General features: G+C 70.6%; 8 protein-coding genes. 7 read left to right on the forward strand and 1 reads right to left on the reverse strand.

Going from position 1 to position 17,589, the window contains the following annotated elements:
• Position 1: 1 nt before the first annotated feature.
• From AB0D49_RS01175 to AB0D49_RS01200, 6 genes are all read left to right on the forward strand, one after another.
• Entirely contained in the window at positions 2–2,968 is a 2,967-nt protein-coding gene (locus tag AB0D49_RS01175; protein ID WP_362748692.1) for a DEAD/DEAH box helicase, read from the forward strand.
• Positions 2,968–7,089, forward strand: coding sequence for a DNA methyltransferase (locus AB0D49_RS01180; RefSeq protein WP_362748695.1), 4,122 nt, complete (start codon positions 2,968–2,970; stop codon positions 7,087–7,089). Before AB0D49_RS01175 ends, AB0D49_RS01180 begins: the two co-directional genes overlap by 1 nt.
• Positions 7,090–7,150: 61 nt before the next feature.
• Positions 7,151–8,404 (forward strand): hypothetical protein, encoded by a 1,254-nt coding sequence (locus tag AB0D49_RS01185; RefSeq protein WP_362748699.1) that lies wholly within the window; start codon positions 7,151–7,153, stop codon positions 8,402–8,404.
• A 441-nt stretch (positions 8,405–8,845) separates the two neighbouring features.
• A complete protein-coding gene (locus AB0D49_RS01190) occupies positions 8,846–10,669 on the forward strand; it encodes a DUF4357 domain-containing protein (protein ID WP_362748702.1) in 1,824 nt (607 codons plus the stop codon).
• Positions 10,666–11,928: a restriction endonuclease gene (locus tag AB0D49_RS01195; protein WP_362748704.1), complete on the forward strand. Its 1,263-nt coding sequence runs from the start codon at positions 10,666–10,668 to the stop codon at positions 11,926–11,928. The genes AB0D49_RS01190 and AB0D49_RS01195 overlap by 4 nt, the downstream gene beginning before the upstream one ends.
• Positions 11,928–14,069: a UvrD-helicase domain-containing protein gene (locus AB0D49_RS01200; RefSeq protein ID WP_362748707.1), complete on the forward strand. Its 2,142-nt coding sequence runs from the start codon at positions 11,928–11,930 to the stop codon at positions 14,067–14,069. The genes AB0D49_RS01195 and AB0D49_RS01200 overlap by 1 nt, the downstream gene beginning before the upstream one ends.
• Before the next feature lie 13 nt (positions 14,070–14,082).
• On the opposite strand, the gene AB0D49_RS01205 is transcribed toward AB0D49_RS01200, so the two are convergent.
• Positions 14,083–15,735 (reverse strand): N-6 DNA methylase, encoded by a 1,653-nt coding sequence (locus tag AB0D49_RS01205; RefSeq protein ID WP_362748710.1) that lies wholly within the window; start codon positions 15,733–15,735, stop codon positions 14,083–14,085.
• 119 nt (positions 15,736–15,854) lie between these two features.
• On the opposite strand from AB0D49_RS01205, the gene AB0D49_RS01210 reads away from it, so the two are divergent.
• Positions 15,855–17,579, forward strand: a complete 1,725-nt coding sequence (locus tag AB0D49_RS01210) for a TIGR04141 family sporadically distributed protein (RefSeq protein WP_362748713.1) — start codon at positions 15,855–15,857, stop codon at positions 17,577–17,579.
• Positions 17,580–17,589 lie beyond the last annotated feature (10 nt).

Below are 17,589 nucleotides of genomic sequence, written 5' to 3' on the forward strand. Positions count from 1 at the left end.
CATGAGCCTCATGTACACAACCGGCTCCCTGGTCGCCGCCCGTGGCCGGGAATGGGTGGTGCTGCCCGAGAGCGTCCCCGACATGCTGGTGCTGCGCCCACTGGGCGGGAGCGAGGACGACATCGCGGCCGTGTTCCCGGCCTTCGAGGAGGTGCGGCCCGCCGAGTTCGCCGCGCCGAGCCCGGCCGACCTCGGCGACCAGCGCGCCGCCGGTCTGCTGCGCACCGCGCTGCGCATCGGGTTCCGGTCGGGCGCGGGGCCGTTCCGCTCGCTGGCGTCGATCGCCGTGGAGCCCCGGGCCTACCAGCTGGTCCCGCTGCTGATGGCGCTGCGGCAGCGCACCGTACGGCTGCTGATCTCGGACGACGTGGGCATCGGCAAGACCGTCGAGGCGGGTCTGATCGCCAAGGAGCTGCTGGCACAGGGCGAGGCGACCCGGCTGGCCGTGCTCTGCTCCCCGGCCCTGGCGGAGCAGTGGCAGGGCGAGCTGCGGGAGAAGTTCTCCCTCGACGCCGAACTGGTCCTCGCCTCCACGGTGTCACGCCTGGAGCGCGGCCTGGAGCTGGGTCAGTCCCTGTTCGACAAGCACCCGTACACGATCATCTCGACGGACTTCATCAAGTCGACCCGGCACCGCGAGGACTTCGTCCGCAACTGCCCGGACCTGGTGATCGTCGACGAGGCCCACTCCTGTGTGGCGGCCGACGACACCGCGCAGGGCGCCAAGCCGTCCGCCGCGAACCAGCTCCGCTACGAGCTGTTGCGCAGGGTCTCCGCCGACGCCGACCGCCATCTGCTGCTGCTGACCGCGACCCCGCACTCCGGCAAGGAGTCCGCGTTCCGCAATCTGCTCGGGCTGGTGCGGCCCGAACTCGCCACGCTGGACCTGGAGTCCAGGGCGGGGCGGGAGAGGCTCGCCGAGCACTTCGTGGCCCGTAAGCGCGCCGACGTCCGCACCTACCTCACCAGGGAGGACGGTCTCGCCGATGACTCCCTGGCCGAGCGGACCGCTTTCCCGTCCGACCGCTGGACCAAGGACGAGCCGTACAAGCTGAGCCCCGCCTACCGGGCGCTGCTCGACGACGCCATCGCCTATGCGCGGGACCGCGTCACCGCCGCCGGGGAGCAGGGCAAGCGGGAGGCCCGGATCGCCTGGTGGTCGGTGATCGCGCTGCTGCGCTCGATGGTCTCCTCACCGGCGGCTGCCGCTCAGACCCTGAAAACGCGTTCGGAGTCCGCCACCGCCCGCACCGCGCAGGAGGCGGACGCGCTGGGCTCCCCGGTGGCGGCCGACTCCGCCGACAACGACCGGCTGGAGGGGATGGATGTCGCGCCGGGCGCCGCCGAGTCGGAGGAGGCGGGTGCGCGGCTGCTCGAACTGTCCCAGCGGGCCGAGCGGTTGGTGGGACCCGCCGAGGACGCGAAACTGAAGGCGCTCACCCGTCATCTGAAGGGCCTGGTCTCCGACGGCTACCACCCGATCGTCTTCTGCCGTTACATCCCCACCGCCGAGTATCTGGCCGCCCAGTTGGAGGGCAGGCTCGGCAAGAAGACGAAGATCGCCGCGGTGACCGGCACCCTCTCCCCGCAGCAGCGTCTTGAGCGCATCGAGCAGCTCGCCACCGAGTCCGCGGAGTCCGCCGAGTCCGCCGATGAGGCCGGTGACCCCGCCGCCCGCCGTGTGCTGATCGCCACGGACTGTCTCTCCGAGGGCGTCAACCTCCAGCACCACTTCGACGCCGTCGTCCACTACGACCTCGCGTGGAACCCCACCCGCCACGACCAGCGCGAGGGCCGTGTCGACCGGTACGGCCAGAAGCGCGACCAGGTCCGGGTCATCACCATGTTCGGCGAGGACAACGGCATCGACGGCAAGGTCCTCGAGGTGCTGTTCCAGAAGCACCGGCAGATCAAGAAGGACCTGGGCATCTCCGTCTCCGTGCCCGACGAGACCGCTTCCGGAGTCACCGACGCGGTCGTGGAGTGGCTGCTGCTGCACGGGCGGCAGGGCAGCCAGGAGAGCCTGTTCGATGTGGACGGCCACCAGGAGTCCTTCGACCGGATCGAGCGCGAGTGGTCCTCGGCCGCCGAGCGGGAGAAGACCTCCCGGTCCAAGTACGCCCAGCGCAGCATCCACCCGGAGGAGGTGGCCCGTGAGGTCGCCGCCGTACGGGCCGCGCTCGGCGGCGCCGACGAGGTGCGCGGTTTCGCCCTGGAGGCGCTGCGCGATCTGGACGCGCTGGTCCGCGACCCCCGCGACGGCAGCGGCGACTTCACCGCGCAGCCCGGAGGCGCCCCCGCCGGACTGCGTGACGCGCTCGCCGCGACCCTCGGCGGCCGGCTGATCGAGGAGGACCGGGAGATCCCGTTCCGTACGACACCGGCGATCGCCCGGGGTGAGGCCGCGCTCGTCCGTACCGACCCGTCGATCGGCGCCCTCGCCTCGTACGTCCTGGACTCCGCGCTGGACGCGAACACGCCGGGTCCGCGCCCGGCCCGCCGCTGCGGTGTCGTGACGACGGACGCCGTCGGCATCCGCACCACGCTCCTGCTGGTCCGCTACCGGTTCCACCTCACCCTGCCGTCCCGCACCGGCGAGCGGCAGCTGGTCGCGGAGGACGCCCGGCTGCTCGCCTACGAGGGGATGCCAGCGCGGGCCCGATGGCTGGACGACGACGCCGCCGCGGCGCTCCTGGGGGCCCGCGCCGCCGCCAACACCCATGAGCAGCTCGCCCGCAACCAGATCGCCCGCGCCCTGGACGGCCTGCCGGACCTGTCCGCGCACCTCACCGCGTACGGCACGCGTCTGGCCGGTGAACTCGACGCCTCGCACCGCCGGGTCCGCAAGGCCAACGAGGAGATCGTCCGCGGTCTGAAGGTCGTACCGCAGGAGCCGGCCGACGTCCTCGGCGTGTACGTCTATCTGCCGCAGCAGTCCGTTCCCACCGCCACCGGAGCCGAAGCCTGATGTCCGCCGCCACCCGCACCGCCCTGGCCTTCACCGCCGTCACCACGGTCGGCGGTCTGCTCCCGTCCGACATGCTGCTGCGTATCGCCGAGGCGCGGAACCTGCCGGGCACGAAGCCCGGCGACTACGGCCTGCCCGCGTCCGTGCCGGTGCGTGACGAGGCCGAGCGCGCCTGGGAGTACCTCAAGCCGCTCTGGCGTGATCTGCGGGCCGCGCTGCCCTCGGACCCGAACACGGGTGCGCCCGCCGCCGACCCGACGGGCCGGGCGGGGACGGACTGGCTCGCGCAGCTGTTCCGCAAGCTGGACTTCGGCGCGCTGACCGAGGTCGGGGCGGGGGGCGTCCCGGCCGACGCGGACGCGGAGAAGCGGTTCCCCGTCTCGCACCGGCACGGCCCGGCACTCGTCCATCTCGTGCCGTGGAACCAGGAGCTGGACAAGCGTCCGGCGGCCGGACACGTCCCGGCGCAGTCGATGCTCCAGGACTGCCTCAACCGCACCGAGGCCCATCTGTGGGCGGTCCTCACCAACGGCCGCCGGCTGCGTCTGCTGCGGGACTCGTCGTCCTTCTCCACGGCCGCGTATGTCGAGTTCGACCTGGAGGCGCTGTTCGACGGCGAGCTGTTCAGCGAGTTCGTGCTGCTGTACAGCCTGCTGCACGCGTCCCGCTTCACGGTCGCGGAGGGCGCCGCGCCTTCGGGGTGCTGGCTGGAGAAGTGGCGTGCGGAGGCCGTCACGTCGGGGGCGCGGGCCCTTGACCAGCTGCGGCTGGGGGTGCAGCACGCCCTGACCGTGCTCGGTACGGGCTTTCTGCGGCACCCGGACAACACCCGGCTGCGGGAGGACACCGACCCGAAGGCACTGCGGGACGCGTTGCTCCGTCTGGTGTACCGGCTGCTGTTCGTGTTCGTCGCCGAGGACCGAGGCGCGCTGCTCGATCCCTCGGCCGGTGAACGGCGGCGGGAGGCGTACGAGCGGTACTTCTCCTCGGCCCGGCTGCGGGAGCGGGCGCGGCGCCGTCAGGGCACGGCCCATGGTGATCAGTACGAGGCGCTGCGGATCGTTCTCGGTGCGCTCGGCACCGAGGGCGGGCGGCCTGAGCTGGGCCTGCCGGGGCTTGGCGGCCTGTTCTCCCACCAGCGGGCCGACGAGCCGCTGGAGGGGCTGAGGCTCTCCAACGAGTCGCTGCTCACCGCGGTACGTCACCTCGCCCAGGTGCGTGACCCGGGCGCGCGGCGCTGGCGGGCCGTCGACTACCGGCATCTGGACGCCGAGGAGCTGGGCTCGGTGTACGAGTCCCTGCTGGAGCTGGAGCCCAAGCACTCGGCGACGGACCGCAGCTTCGAGCTGATCGAGGTGGCGGGGAACAGCCGTAAGACGACGGGGAGCTACTACACCCCGTCCTCCCTGATCGAATGCCTGCTGGACACGACGCTCGACCCGGTGATCGACGACGCCGTCAAGCGGGGTGAGCAGCGGGCCACCGAGGCCGGCCGTCCCGACCCGGGCGACGACATCGTCGACGAACTGCTGTCGCTCACCGTGTGCGACCCCGCCTGCGGGTCCGGCCACTTCCTGGTGGCCTCGGCCCGCCGGATCGCCAAGCGGGTGGCGTCGGTCCGGGAGCGGAACCCCGAGCCGACGGTCGACGCGATGCGGCACGCGTTGCACGAGGTCGTCGCGCGGTGCATCTACGGGGTCGACCTCAATCCGATGGCCGTGGAGCTGGCCAAGGTCTCGTTGTGGATCGAGGCCATGGAGCCGGGGAAGCCGCTGGGGTTCCTGGACGCCCATGTGAAGCAGGGGAACGGCTTGATCGGCGCGACGCCGAAACTCCTGGCCGACGGCGTCCCGGACGACGCCTTCAAGCCGATCGAGGGGGACGACCGGAAGTACGCGGCGGGACTCGTCAAGCGGAACAAGGCGCAGCGGGGCGGGCAGGACGAGCTGCTGTTCGAGGCGGACGCGTTGCCCGGCAATGAGCGTTACGCCGCCGAACTGGCGCGGATCACCGCGGCGCCCGCGGAATCGCTGGAGCAGGTGCGGGCGCAGGAGTCCGCCTACCAGGTGTACGTGGAGTCGGCCGCGTATGTGCAGGACCTCCATGCCGCCGACGCGTGGTGTGCCGCGTTCGTGTGGCCCAAGCATGAGGGGGCGCCAGAGGCACCGACGGACCAGGTGTTCCGGGCCCTGCGGGGGCGTGACCAGTCCGTGGTGCCGGACGGCACACATGAGGCGGTGCTGCGGCTGCGGGATCAGTACAGCTTCTTCCACTGGCACCTGGAGTTCCCGGAGGTCTTCTCCGTTCCCGAGTCGGGGGTCGGGGTTCAGCGGGGGACGGGGTGGGCCGGGGGGTTCGACGCGGTGGTGGGGAATCCGCCGTGGGAGCGGGTGAAGCTCCAGGAACAGGAGTTCTTCGCTCAGCGGGACCCGCGTATCGCCGAGGCCAAGAACGCCGCCGCGCGGAAGCGGCTGATCGCCGAACTCCGTGACGATCCCGATGGGGCGCGCCTGTACACCGAGTTCGAGGCGGCCAAGCGCCGCGCGGAGGGCGAGAGTCACTTCCTGCGGGTCAGTGTCCGCTTCCCTCTGACGGGACGGGGCGACATCAACACATACGCCGTCTTCACGGAGACGGACCGCACGCTGACGGGGCCGCGGGGACGGACCGGCGTGATTGTGCCTACGGGGATTGCTACGGATGCGACGACGCAGTTCTTTTTCAAGGACTTGGTCACCAAGGGGCATCTTGTCGCGCTGTACGGCTTCGAGAACGAGGAGAAGATCTTTCCTGGAGTCGATCACCGCGTGAACTTCGCCCTGCTCTGCATGACGGGCTCCGGCTCTCCCGACGAGCCGATCTCCATCGCCTTCCGGGTCCGCCAGACCGAGCAGATCCCGGAGCGCTCCTATCCCCTGACCGGCCGCGACATCCAGCTCCTCAACCCGAACACCGGCACATGCCCCGTCTTCCGGAACCGCCGTGACGCCGAGATCACGCTCGGGATCTACCGTCGTGTACCGGTTCTGATCGACGAGACGAAGTCGGCGGGCGGGAACCCGTGGGGCATCTCGTTCATGACCATGTTCCACATGTCGAACGACTCCCACCTGTTCCGTCCCTCCGCACGGGACGACGAGACCTTCGAGGACCTGATCAAGACCGGCTGGTCCCTCGACGGCAACGTGCTCGTACGCGGCGAGGAGCGTCTGCTCCCGCTGTACGAGGCGAAGATGCTCCACCACTATGACCACCGGTTCTCCACGTACGAGAACGCGACGGAGAAGCAGCTCGCCGTCGGCACGCTCCCGCGCTTCACCGTGGAGCAGCATCAGGACCCCACGGCCGTCCCCCTACCTCGCTACTGGGTCTCTGAGCAGGACACCCCGACCGGTGAGATCGACAAATCCGGTCAGGAAATCAAGGCGCCGGGAGTCCTCAGCCGCCTGAGAGCCCGGGGGTGGGACCGGGAGTGGCTGATGGGCTGGCGTGACATCTGCCGCGCAAGCGATGAGCGCACCATGATCTGCTCCATCGCCCCTGCTCATGGCTTCGGACACCCCTTCCCGCTGGCATTCCCCGCCACCACCGCACACGCACCACTCCTCAGCGCGGTGTTCTCCTCCATGGCCTGCGACTACGCCGTCCGTCAGAAGATCGGCGGCACCCATCTCACCTTCGGCTATGTACACCAGCTGCCGGTCCCCACCCCCCAAACACTCGCCCCCCACGCCCCCTTCATCACCCCCCGCCTTCTCGAACTCACCTACACCTCCTACGACATGACCCCCTTCGCCCGCGACCAAGGCGACCCCGCCCTCCCCTTCCGCTGGGACCCCGACCGCCGCGCCCTGATCCGCGCCGAACTGGACGCCCTCTTCTTCCACCTCTACGGCATCACCCGTGACGACACCGCCTACATCCTGGACACCTTCAACGTCACCCGCGACAACGACATCAAGGCCCACGGCGAGTACCGCACCAAAAACCTGATCCTCGCCGAATACGACCGCATGGCCGCCGCCGGTCTCACCCTGGAGACCCCGCTCACCGAGGGCGAATCCGGCACCTACCGCTCCACCCTCACCCCGCCCCCCGGCCAGGGCCCCCGCCACGACTGAGACGCGCCTCCCAGAAACTCCCCCACCTCCACCGGACAAGAAGCCACATCAGGAGCGGGCGATGGACACCGAGATTCATGTGATCAGCGACGACGAGGGCCTGCTGCTCATCGGCGACGAGGCGGAGATCGAACACCTCCTCGCCCCGGAGAAGGTGCCGTCGAAAGACCTCCACCTGCCACAGCTCAAGTCCCTTCTCGGTTTCGGGGCCACCGTCGCACAAGCCGCTTCGGAGGTGTCCGCCCACTCCGCCCGCTGGGTGAGGCTGACCCCGGAGTCGGCGCACCTCTACAAGAAGTACGGGCTGAGGAAGAGCCGGAAGACGGGCTGTAGCACCGGCGTGCTGAAAGGACCGAAGGGCCAGGCCAAGGGATTCCTCGAGTTCGCCCAGTCACCCCGGTCGTTTCTGAGCAACCCGGCGGTGCTCGCCAACGCGGCGGCCCTGATGGCGCAGGTGGCGATGCAGCAGGCCATGGGGGAGATCACCACCTACCTCGTCGCGATCGACAAGAAGGTCGACGACGTGCTCCACGCCCAGAAGGACGCCGCACTGGCCAACATGATCGGAGTGGGTCTCACGATCGACGAGGCCATGACGATCCGGGAGCAGGTGGGCCGGGTCTCCGAGATCACCTGGTCGAAGGTGCAGAACGCACCGACGGCGATCGCGGTGACCCAGGCGTACGCGCTGAGCCGGCTCGACCGCGTGGCGGACAACCTGGAGCGCGAGACCAAGGTCGGCGATCTCGCGACGGCGGTCGGCGGGGCCGCACCCGCGGTTCAGGAGTGGCTCGCCGTTCTGGCCCGCTGTTTCCAACTGCATGACGCGTTCGCCGTCCTCGAACTGGACCGAGTCCTGGACGCGACTCCCGACGAACTGGACAACCATCGTCTCGGACTGCGGGCCGTCCGAAGGGACCGACTGGATCTCATCTCACACAGCACCGAACGCCTGCTGGCCCGCATGAACACGGCCGTAGGCACAGCCAACGCGAAGGTGCTCCTGCACCCGGCAAAATCCCCGGCCCTGGTCCAGTCGAGCAACCAAATCGCCGCTGGTGTCCATGACTTCCATAGGCACCTCGGGATCGAGTCAGGCCGCCCGTCCGAGGAGGCGAGACGATGGTTGGAGGCAGCCCTCGAAGCCAGGGACAGGGCGCTCGAAACAGGGGCGAGAGGCGTCGATGCCGCCAGAAGCCTCGGCAGTGAGACGCTCGACCGGGCCAGTTCGGTCAAGGGCAGACTCGCCGGCGAGATCGCCGAGCGAACACGCCGACGACGTGGGAAGGACGAGGAAGACGCCGACAAAGGCTGACCCACGATCTACCAGCCCATCAGCCCATCAGCCCCCGGCCACGAACCGCACGCACGACGCCCCCTCGGCGCGGCGCACGCGAAGGGCGTACGGGACACATCCCCGAAGTCCCGTCCGGCGATTCGAGATCGACCGCCCGCTCCCCGGCCCTCGGAACACCTGAGCCGCTGCCCACACGGGTCCCCCGAGATCCACACCAAGCCATCCAGACACGCGCGGGACGCGCAGTTCGTACGGCTCGGGCTCCTCGTCGAGCAGGGCCGGAGTCAGTTCGTGGAGGTGAGCGCCCCGCTCGCCGACGGCGAGCGTCCCGCCGTCCCAGCGGTGGCGGTCCGCAGGAGCGATCCGGTAGCCGTGTTTACGCATCACTGGATCGCTTGACAGCGTCAACAGGTAGGCTGAAGTGTCCGTGTCGGCCTCGCTCTCTCCGGAAGGTCACCCGTGCCCCAGCCCGAGTTCCTCCCCAGCGCCCCCGAGTTCCACATCAAGCTCCCCAAGGGCGCCGAGGCGCACGGGCGTCTGCTCACCGAGTTCGGCGGCAACGGCACACACAAGTTCCTGCTGCGGGAGGGGTCCTTGGTGGCCGCCGAGGCATCGCCGGGGCTCAGCAAGCACACCAGGCGCGTCCGCGCGGAACTGCGCGCGAGCGGCGGCCTCGTCGACGCGCCCGGCGTTCCCGGCGCTCCCTACCTGCCGCCGACGGAGCGCCGCTGGGTGACGACCCGGGACATCGAGTGCAACTCCTCCTCGGCGGCCGCCGGTCTCGTCTACGGCTATGACGCCTCGGGCCCCGAGTCCTGGCGCACCGAGGAGGGACACCCGCTCGCCGACTATCTGTCCACGGCGTGGCGTGCTCCGCGCAAGGCGTGGCTGGTGCGTGGCTCCAATGTGTCGGGGCGCAACCTGGTGCGGCAGCTGTGGCTGGAGGAGGGCTTCGTCTCCCTCGCGGCGGCGCATCTGCCACCTGTGGAGGAGAGCGATCCGACCAAGAGCACCCTGCGCCGCTTCGTGGAGGACGGGTACGAGGGGGCCTCCTCCTACCACCAGAAGCGCGCTCTCGTCGACGAACTGCACGCGTTCCTGACGCAGATGCGTGTCGGCGACACCGTCACCACCATCGGCGACGGATGGCTGCACCTCGGGCGGATCACCGGGGACGCCCTGCAGACCTCGTCGCCGGGCGGGCTGTCGAATCTGCGCAGGACCGTCACCTGGCTGCCGCAGAGCCACGCGTACGAGGAACTGCCGGAGGAAGTGCAGCAGAAACTGTCGGTTCAGCATGACGTCGTCGATCTGACCGGCGTGCTGGAGGCGCTCGACGGGCTCACCGGACCGACCGAGCCGGGCGCACCGGCGGAAGGCGGCGAGCACCCGCCCGCCGAACGGCCCGTCCCACGGGAGCTGTCGCTGCCGGAGATCACCGATGAACTCGCCGTCGATCTCCTCGTCCACGACCCGGCCTGGCTGCGGGAGACGCGTGAACTCCTGCTCGATGAACGCCAGCTGGTGCTCTACGGTCCACCGGGCACCGGCAAGACCTATCTGGCGCTGAAGCTGGCCGAGTACTTCGGCGGCGGTCCGGAGCAGGTCAAGGTCGTGCAGTTCCATCCCTCGTACGCCTATGAGGACTTCTTCGAGGGGTTCCGGCCCGTGGAGGACCCGGAGACACGGGAGGTGGCCTTCCGGCTGACGGCGGGCCCGCTGCGGGAACTCGCGGATCTCGCCTCCCGCGAGGGCAACCGGCACATCCCGCACTTCCTGCTCATCGACGAGATCAACCGGGCCAATCTGGCGAAGGTCTTCGGCGAGCTGTACTTCCTGCTGGAGTACCGGACGAGGTCGGTCCGGCTCACCTACTCCGGGGACGACTTCGCGCTGCCGCCCAACCTCTTCGTGATCGGCACGATGAACACCGCCGACCGGTCGATCGCCCTCGTGGACGCGGCGATGCGGCGCCGCTTCGCGTTCGTGGAGCTGTCTCCGCGCACCGAACCGACCTCGAACCTGCTCGCCCGCTGGCTGAAGCGCGAGGGCCGGGACATGGAGCCCGCCCGTCTGCTCGACGCCCTCAACGCCCGGATCGAGGACGCCGACTTCGCCATCGGACCGTCGTACCTGATGAAGCCGGGTGTGTACCGTGACGGCGGTCTCGACCGGACGTGGCGGACGAAGATCCTGCCGCTGCTGGAGGAACACCACTACGGCGAGGGTCTCGACGTCGCCGCCCGCTACGGACTCGACGCGCTGCGCGAGCGGCGGCCGTGACCGTGACGGCCTCGGTGTCCGAGGTGTCGCTGCGCGAGTACGGGCCCGCCGTCTCGGTCCCGCTCGGCGCCGAGGCCGGGCGGGCGCTCGCCGCCTCCGGCATCCTCCAGAGCGCCACCCCCGATCCCCGCCGGGACGGGCACTGGCTGCTGCGGGCGGGCAGCCGGGTCGGCGCGGTGCGGATGCCGGACGGCCAGGTCGTACGGATCATGCCCAAGACCCCGGTGAGCCGGCTGTTCTTCCTCCTCGGGTTCAGCCTCGACCCGGCCCGCGCCTGGCGCGACAGCGCGGAGGGCACGGTCGACACCGGCGCGTACGACGATGTCGTCCCCGCACTCGCGCACGCCGTGGAACGGCAGCTCGAACGGGCCCTGCGGCAGGGGGTCCTCCAGGGCTACCGGGAGGTGGCGGAGTCCGCGCTGGTCGTGCGCGGCAGGCTGCGCGAGGCCGACCAGATCCGGCGGCACTTCGGCCGTACACCGCCGGTGGAGATCGGCTACGACGCCTACACCGCCGACACCGCCGAGAACCGCGTCCTGCGCGCCGCCACCGAACGGCTGCTGCGGCTGCCGGGCGTTCCCGGTGCCGTCCGGCGGCGCCTGGCCCATCAGCGCGTACGGCTGGCCGACGCGCTGCCGCTGATACCGGGGCAGGAGCTGCCGCGTTGGCGGCCCAGTCGCCTCAACTCCCGCTACCAGCCGGCGCTGCGGCTCGCCGAGGCCGTTCTGCGGGGCACCTCGCCGGAGCACCGGCCGACCGGGGTCGAGCGGCTCGCCATGGACGGCTTCCTGCTCGACATGAACAAGCTGTTCGAGGATTTCGTGACCGTCGCGCTGCGCGAGGCGCTCAGGGAGCACGGGCTGACCGCCCGTCTCCAGGACCCCCATCACCTCGATGTCGCGGGTCTCGTGGGCCTCCGTCCCGACCTGGTCGTCCGCACCGGTGACGGCCGCACTCCGCTCGCCGTCGTCGACGCCAAGTACAAGGTCGAGAGGGCCGACGGACTGCTCAACGCCGATCTGTACCAGGCACTGGCGTACGCCACCGTGCTGGGCCTGCCCGAGGCGCACCTGGTGTACGCCGCCGGACGGCGGCCCGAGCGGTTCCACGAGGTGCGGGGAACGGCGGCGGGGCCGGAGGGACGGGGGACGCGGATCTACCAGCACAGCCTCGACCTCTCCCGCGCACCACACCACCTCCTCACCGCTTTCCGGGAGATCGCCGGACGCCTCGCGTCCGGCAGAAAGGCAGGGATCTGATGCCCCGGCTCGCCTTCGCCCAGAGCTTCTGGGACGGCTACGACGCCTTGGAGAAGCCCGTTCGGGCCGGAGTCCGCAAGGCCATGGCGAAGTTCCAGGCCATGAGCGCCGCCGAGCTGAACGCGGACAAGGGACTGCACCTGGAGTCCGTCCATCACGCCCGCGACCCGAGGATGCGCACCATCCGCATCACCGACTTCTGGCGTGGTGTGGTCCTCGCCCCCGACGACGGCAGCGACCTTTTTCTCCTGGTCCATGTCCTGCCGCACGACGACGCCTACACCTGGGCGGCGAAACGTCTGTACAGCGCGAACTCCGCGACCCGCGGTCTTGAGGTGCGCAACGCCGTCGCCCTGGACGAGCTGACCCCGCTGTACGAGACGGCCGCGCGCACGGCTCCGACCCTGCTGTTCACGGACGTCTCCGACGGCACCCTGCGCGAGCTGGGCATCGACGACCAGGTGCTGCGCGCCGCGCGTTCCCTGGTGGACAAGGCACAACTGGAGGCTTTCGCGACGCTGCTGCCGGAGGATCAGCTGGAGGTGCTCCAGTACCTCGCCGAGGGCTTCAGCCCGGAGGAGGTCTACCAGGACGTCGTCGCCGTGCGCCGCCCCGTCGACGCGCCCGCCGAGCCGGTCGAGGACCTGGCCACGGTGATCGCCAACACCTCCGCCCGTATCCGGCTGGTCACCGGGCCACGGGAACTGGAGGAGATGCTGAGGAAGCCGTTCGCGGCGTGGCGGGTCTTCCTGCATCCCTCCCAGCGGCGCGTGGCCTACCGCGCCTCGTACGGCGGTCCCGTCCAGGTCACCGGCGGACCCGGCACCGGCAAGACGGTGGCCTCCCTGCACCGGGTCAAGCATCTGCTCGACCGCTCCGAGGACAGCCGCGTCCTGCTCACCACGTACACCAACGCGCTCGCCGCCGGACTGCGCGAGATGCTCGGTCTGCTGCTGGACGACGACGAGAAGTCGCTGGCGCGGGTGGAGGTGACCACGGTCGACGCCTACGCGAACGCCGTGGTGCGGGCGCGCTCGGCGACCGGCCCGAAGCCGATCGGGGACCGGGAGCAACGGCAGCTGTGGGAGCGGGCGGTCAAGCAGCTCGACCTGCCGTTCAGCGCCCAGTTCCTGTCCCAGGAGTACCGGCATGTCGTCCTCGGCCAGAATCTCCGCGATCTCGACGCCTACCTCGGTGCGAGCCGCCGTGGCCGCGGCACCGGTCTCGGTCCGGCGCGGCGCCGGGAGGTGTGGCGGGGCGTGGAGCGCTTCGAGCAGTTGCTGCGCGACCGCGGCGCGACCACGCATCTGGGCGTCTGCGCCCGTGCGGCGGAACTCCTCGCCGACGGCACCGGGCCGGCTCCGTACGCCCATGTCGTCGTGGACGAGGCGCAGGATCTGCATCCCGCGCAGTGGCGGGTGCTGCGTGCCGCCGTCTCTCCCGGCCCCGACGATCTTTTCCTCACCGGTGACCCTCATCAGCGGATCTACGACTCCCGGGTGTCGCTGGCCTCGCTGGGTATCGTCTCGGCCGGGCGCAGCTTCCGGTTGCGGGTCAACTACCGCTCCACGGAGGAGATCCTGCTGTGGTCGGCCCGCCTCCTCGCGCCCGTCACCGTCGACGCGCTCGCGGGCGAGGGGACGGACTCACTGGCCGGGTACCGCTCCCTGCTCCACGGCAGCCGTCCCCGGGTGCGGGGATACGCCACCCGGCAGGAGGAGACGGAGGCCCTGGTGGAGCGGGTCCGTGCCCTGGTCGCCCAGGGTTTCGCGCCGCATGAGATAGGTGTGTGCGCGCGCTTCAACCTCGCCCTGGACGCGGCCGAGGAGAAACTGAGGGCCGCCGGGATTCCGGTGCTGCGGGTCAAAGGGCAGATCGCCCAGGGGGCCGAGGGAGTGCGGCTGGCGACGATGCACGCGATGAAGGGGCTGGAGTTCCGGGCGGTGTCGGTGCTCGGTGTCGCCGAGGGCACCGTCCCGTTCGCCCGTGAGATCACACCGCGTGAGGCGGACCCGCTCCAGCATGACGCCGACCTGCTCCGTGAGCGCTGTCTGCTCTTCGTCGCCTGCACCCGCGCCCGGGAGACCCTGAAGGTGTCATGGAGCGGGACCGCCAGCCCCTTCCTCCCGCCCGTGACCTGACCGGCGGCCCGGCTCATTCCTCCGGTGCCAGGGCTCCCGTGGCCAGACCGTCACGGGCGACCTCGGCGAGCTGCCGGCTCAGCTCGTCCACCTTGCGCATACCCTCCTCGAACGCGGACAGGGCACGGAAGGCGGAGCCGTACCGGCGCTGGTCGTCGATGCCCATCCGAGGGATGCGTGAGCCCCTGCCGTCGAAGCGGTAGGTCCCGCTGGCGCTGGTGGATCTGCGGGCGTTGGCGGAGCTGCGCAGGAACCCTCGCAGATAGTCCGTGTCGAGCTGTTCGCTGGCCGACACGGGCTCCGGGCCGTCGTACGCGACCAGCCCGGCGCGGGCCAGATCCGCGACGCTGGTGGTGGCGCCGTCCAGCGAGCCGGGCCCATCGCCGGTCGCGAGTCCGGGCAGCAGGGCGGCGAGTCGACGGATCTGGTCCTCCAGTTCCTCGCGCAGGGCGGTGTACTCACCGGGGTAGTCGCGGTGCCGGGAACGGAGGCGGCTCCCGGGTGTCAGGTCGACGGTGTCGTCGAGGAACTCGATGAGCGGTACGTCGGCGACCTGGTCGGAGCGTGGTTCCAGATCCCCGTCGGGGGCGTTGTCCGTCAGGTCGACCATGCGCACGGTGTGGTGCGCGTCCGGTCCGTCCGTGTTCTCGGGGCGCCGCAGACACCACAGATGGACGGGCAGCGCGTGCGAGGTGGCCGTGCCCGGTGGCAGTGCGGTGACTTGGCGCAGGATGCCCCGGCGCACGAGTTCCGCCCGGATACGGCGGCCTGCCTTGCGGTAGGCGACCGAGGCCGGCATGACCATGAGGACATGGCCGCCGGGCGCGGTGTGGGCGTAGGCGTGCTGGAGCCAGGCGAGTTCCCCCTCGGCCTTGGACGGGGTGCCGAGGTCCCAGCGGGAGTCGAGCAGCAGCTCCTCCCGCCCCCATTCGGTGACCCCGGCCGGGGGGTCGCAGACGACCAGGTCCGCCTTGAGGTCCTGCCACGCGTCCGCGCGCAGGGAATCGCCCGCCACGATGTGCACGCCGGAGCGGCCGAGGAGATCGGCGCGGAGCTGCGCGAAGCGAGCGCTGTCGTCATCCACCTCCTGGCCGCGGCAACGCGTCCCGGTGGAGGCGACGGACAGCAGGAGCACTCCGATTCCGCAGGCGGGATCGAAGACCGTGGCCCCGGAGGGCAGTTCGGGGGCGAAGTGGCGCACGGCTCGCACCACGCGCTCCGGGGTCACCTGGTCGGACCCGGCCCGCCGCGCGGAGTCCATGAACCGCTCGGTGAGCCCGTTCACCAGATCGACGGACGATCCGGTGCGAGCGAGCGCCTGTACCCGGGCGGCGATGTCGTCCGGCAGTCCCGGTCCCTTCTGGTCGGCCAGTGCCGCGGCGATCCGCGCCAGACCCGAGACCATCTGCTCCCCGTACACGGCCCGCAGGGCCTGCCACAGCTCGACCTCGGGTGACACCTCTTGGCCCTTGCGCTGGCTGTCCAGCCACTCCTGGACCTCCGTGAGCGCGTAGAGCGGACTGTTCGCGGCACCTGCGGCCGGCGCGGGGAAGTCGTCATAGCGCCGACGCCAATTGGAGACAGCGGCACGGGTGACTCCGGCCAGCCGGGCGATCTCGGCGCCGGTGACCAGCGGGCCGACCGAGGGAGCGGAATTGTCCGTCATAGCCCCACCGTACACGGACCGGAACCCCTGTTCTAGAGTGGAATCCGTTGACACCGTACACACGCAGATGTCACTCTACTCTGTGTACCCCCTTCCAGTCCGGCCCACGGAGCCGTGCCATGCCCTCCCACACCGAAGTACGCACCGTTTACCGGCTGTCGAGCGTCGCCCCCACCACGGAGGCCATGCTGGACGCCCTCGACCCCGCACTGCTGGACAGCCTCGGTGTCGATCCGCATCTGCCGGAGGCACTCGGGGTCCCCGCTGTGTACCTCACCTGCGGAATGGAACGCGCCGAGGCTCCGTGGTGCGAGCCCATGTCCCGCACCACCGGCATCACGGTCAGCGAGAGCGTCCGCCGCACCGCCGCCCTCCTGCTGCTCGCCGTCGACGGCACGGTGTACGCCATCGGCTGCGACCAGGGCTACCGGCTGATCCCCGACCACCTCAAGGACAAGCGTTTCGGGCTCTCGTTCGCCATCCGGCAGATGGACCCCGAGCTGATCCGCGAAGCCGTGTCGCGCTCTCTCGGGCAGGCACGCACGGACATCTCCCTGGTTCCCGGCGGCGCTCCGGTCCCTCTCCTGGGAATCCGCGACCACTCGCGGATCGTGCGCAGCCTGGGCGGATACCTCGACAGCGTGCCGCTCACCCGGTCGCGGCACAGCCTCGGCAAGGCCGTGAGCGCCCAGGGCGGGTGCGGGCTGAGGATCGCCCTCGGAGTCGAGCCCACGGCCCTGCTCTCCGATCTGCGGACCATCGCGAGGATCTGCCGCGAGGACATCCCCCACCAGCAGCTGGAGTTCATCGACCACATCGTCCCGGTCGGCGACCCGCCGACTCTCGACACCCTCGGCGCGGCCCTGGACGACCGTCTCGGCCGGCCCCACGACGGCAGCGTCTCCGTCTGCGTCCCCTCCGAACACCACCCGGCCGCCACCGAGGCCACCCTGTACATCACCCGGATCAACAGCGACAACGGGGCCCTGCGCTCCGACGACTTCGACCTCGGATATGTGCTCACCCGCGCCCGGCTCGCCCCGCCCGGCCACCGCGTGAAGGCGCTGCGCGACGGAACGGTGACCCTGGCCAGGGACCGCGGGAGAGGAGCCGCCGACACACTCGCCGTCACCAGCGCGCTGACCTGGCTGGAGACAGGCGTGTCCCTCGGCTCCCGGCGGTTCTTCCTGCTGGACGGCGAGTGGTACGAGGCCGGGGCCGCCTATGTCGAGGAGTGCCGGGCCACGGTGGGCGCGCTGTTCTCCCCCTCACCCTCCCTCTCCCTTCCCTCCTGGAGGGACGGCGAGTCGGAGAACGCCTACAACAACAGGGTGGCCGACGAGTACAACAGCGGGCGGGCCGCCGGTCGGCCCCCCTGGCTCTGCCTCGACACCAAGAACGTCACCAACCCCCTCCGGCCCCGGGACCAGGTCGAGATCTGCGACCTGCTCGCACCCGACGACACCCTGGTCCTGGTCAAGCGCGCCGGCGGTTCCGGTCCGCTGAGTCACTTGTTCAGCCAGGCCAGGGTGGCGGTGGAACTGCTCCAGGAGTCCGCCCAGGTCCGCGAGGAGTTCGCCGCGCGAGTGGCCAGGCTGAGTCACGGCACCCGGCTGCTCCCCGACGACTACACACCCCGGCGGATCGTCCTCGCCATGCTGCTCAAGAACCGCGCGAGCCTGACCCCGGACTCCGTGTTCGGCTTCTCCCAGATCACCATCGCCCAGACCGCGAAGGCACTGGCGGCACGAGGGGTGACGGTCGAGGTCATCGGCATCCCCGAAGGCGGCGCCGAGGCGGTTCCACCGGTTCTGTGTGGAGCGGGCAGTGGAACGGCGGGATGACAACGGGCCT

This window comes from Streptomyces sp. NPDC048290, assembly GCF_040652095.1.
Lineage (GTDB): Bacteria > Actinomycetota > Actinomycetes > Streptomycetales > Streptomycetaceae > Streptomyces.

Excerpts from the sequence above, each read along its gene's own strand:
- AB0D49_RS01185 (WP_362748699.1), top strand. The coding sequence starts at position 7,151 with ATGGACACCGAGATTCATGTGATCAGCGACGACGAGGGCCTGCTGCTC.
- AB0D49_RS01175 (WP_362748692.1), top strand. The coding sequence starts at position 2 with ATGAGCCTCATGTACACAACCGGCTCCCTGGTCGCCGCCCGTGGCCGG.
- AB0D49_RS01200 (WP_362748707.1), top strand. The coding sequence starts at position 11,928 with ATGCCCCGGCTCGCCTTCGCCCAGAGCTTCTGGGACGGCTACGACGCC.
- AB0D49_RS01180 (WP_362748695.1), top strand. The coding sequence starts at position 2,968 with ATGTCCGCCGCCACCCGCACCGCCCTGGCCTTCACCGCCGTCACCACG.
- AB0D49_RS01210 (WP_362748713.1), top strand. The coding sequence starts at position 15,855 with ATGCCCTCCCACACCGAAGTACGCACCGTTTACCGGCTGTCGAGCGTC.
- AB0D49_RS01205 (WP_362748710.1), bottom strand. The coding sequence starts at position 15,735 with ATGACGGACAATTCCGCTCCCTCGGTCGGCCCGCTGGTCACCGGCGCC.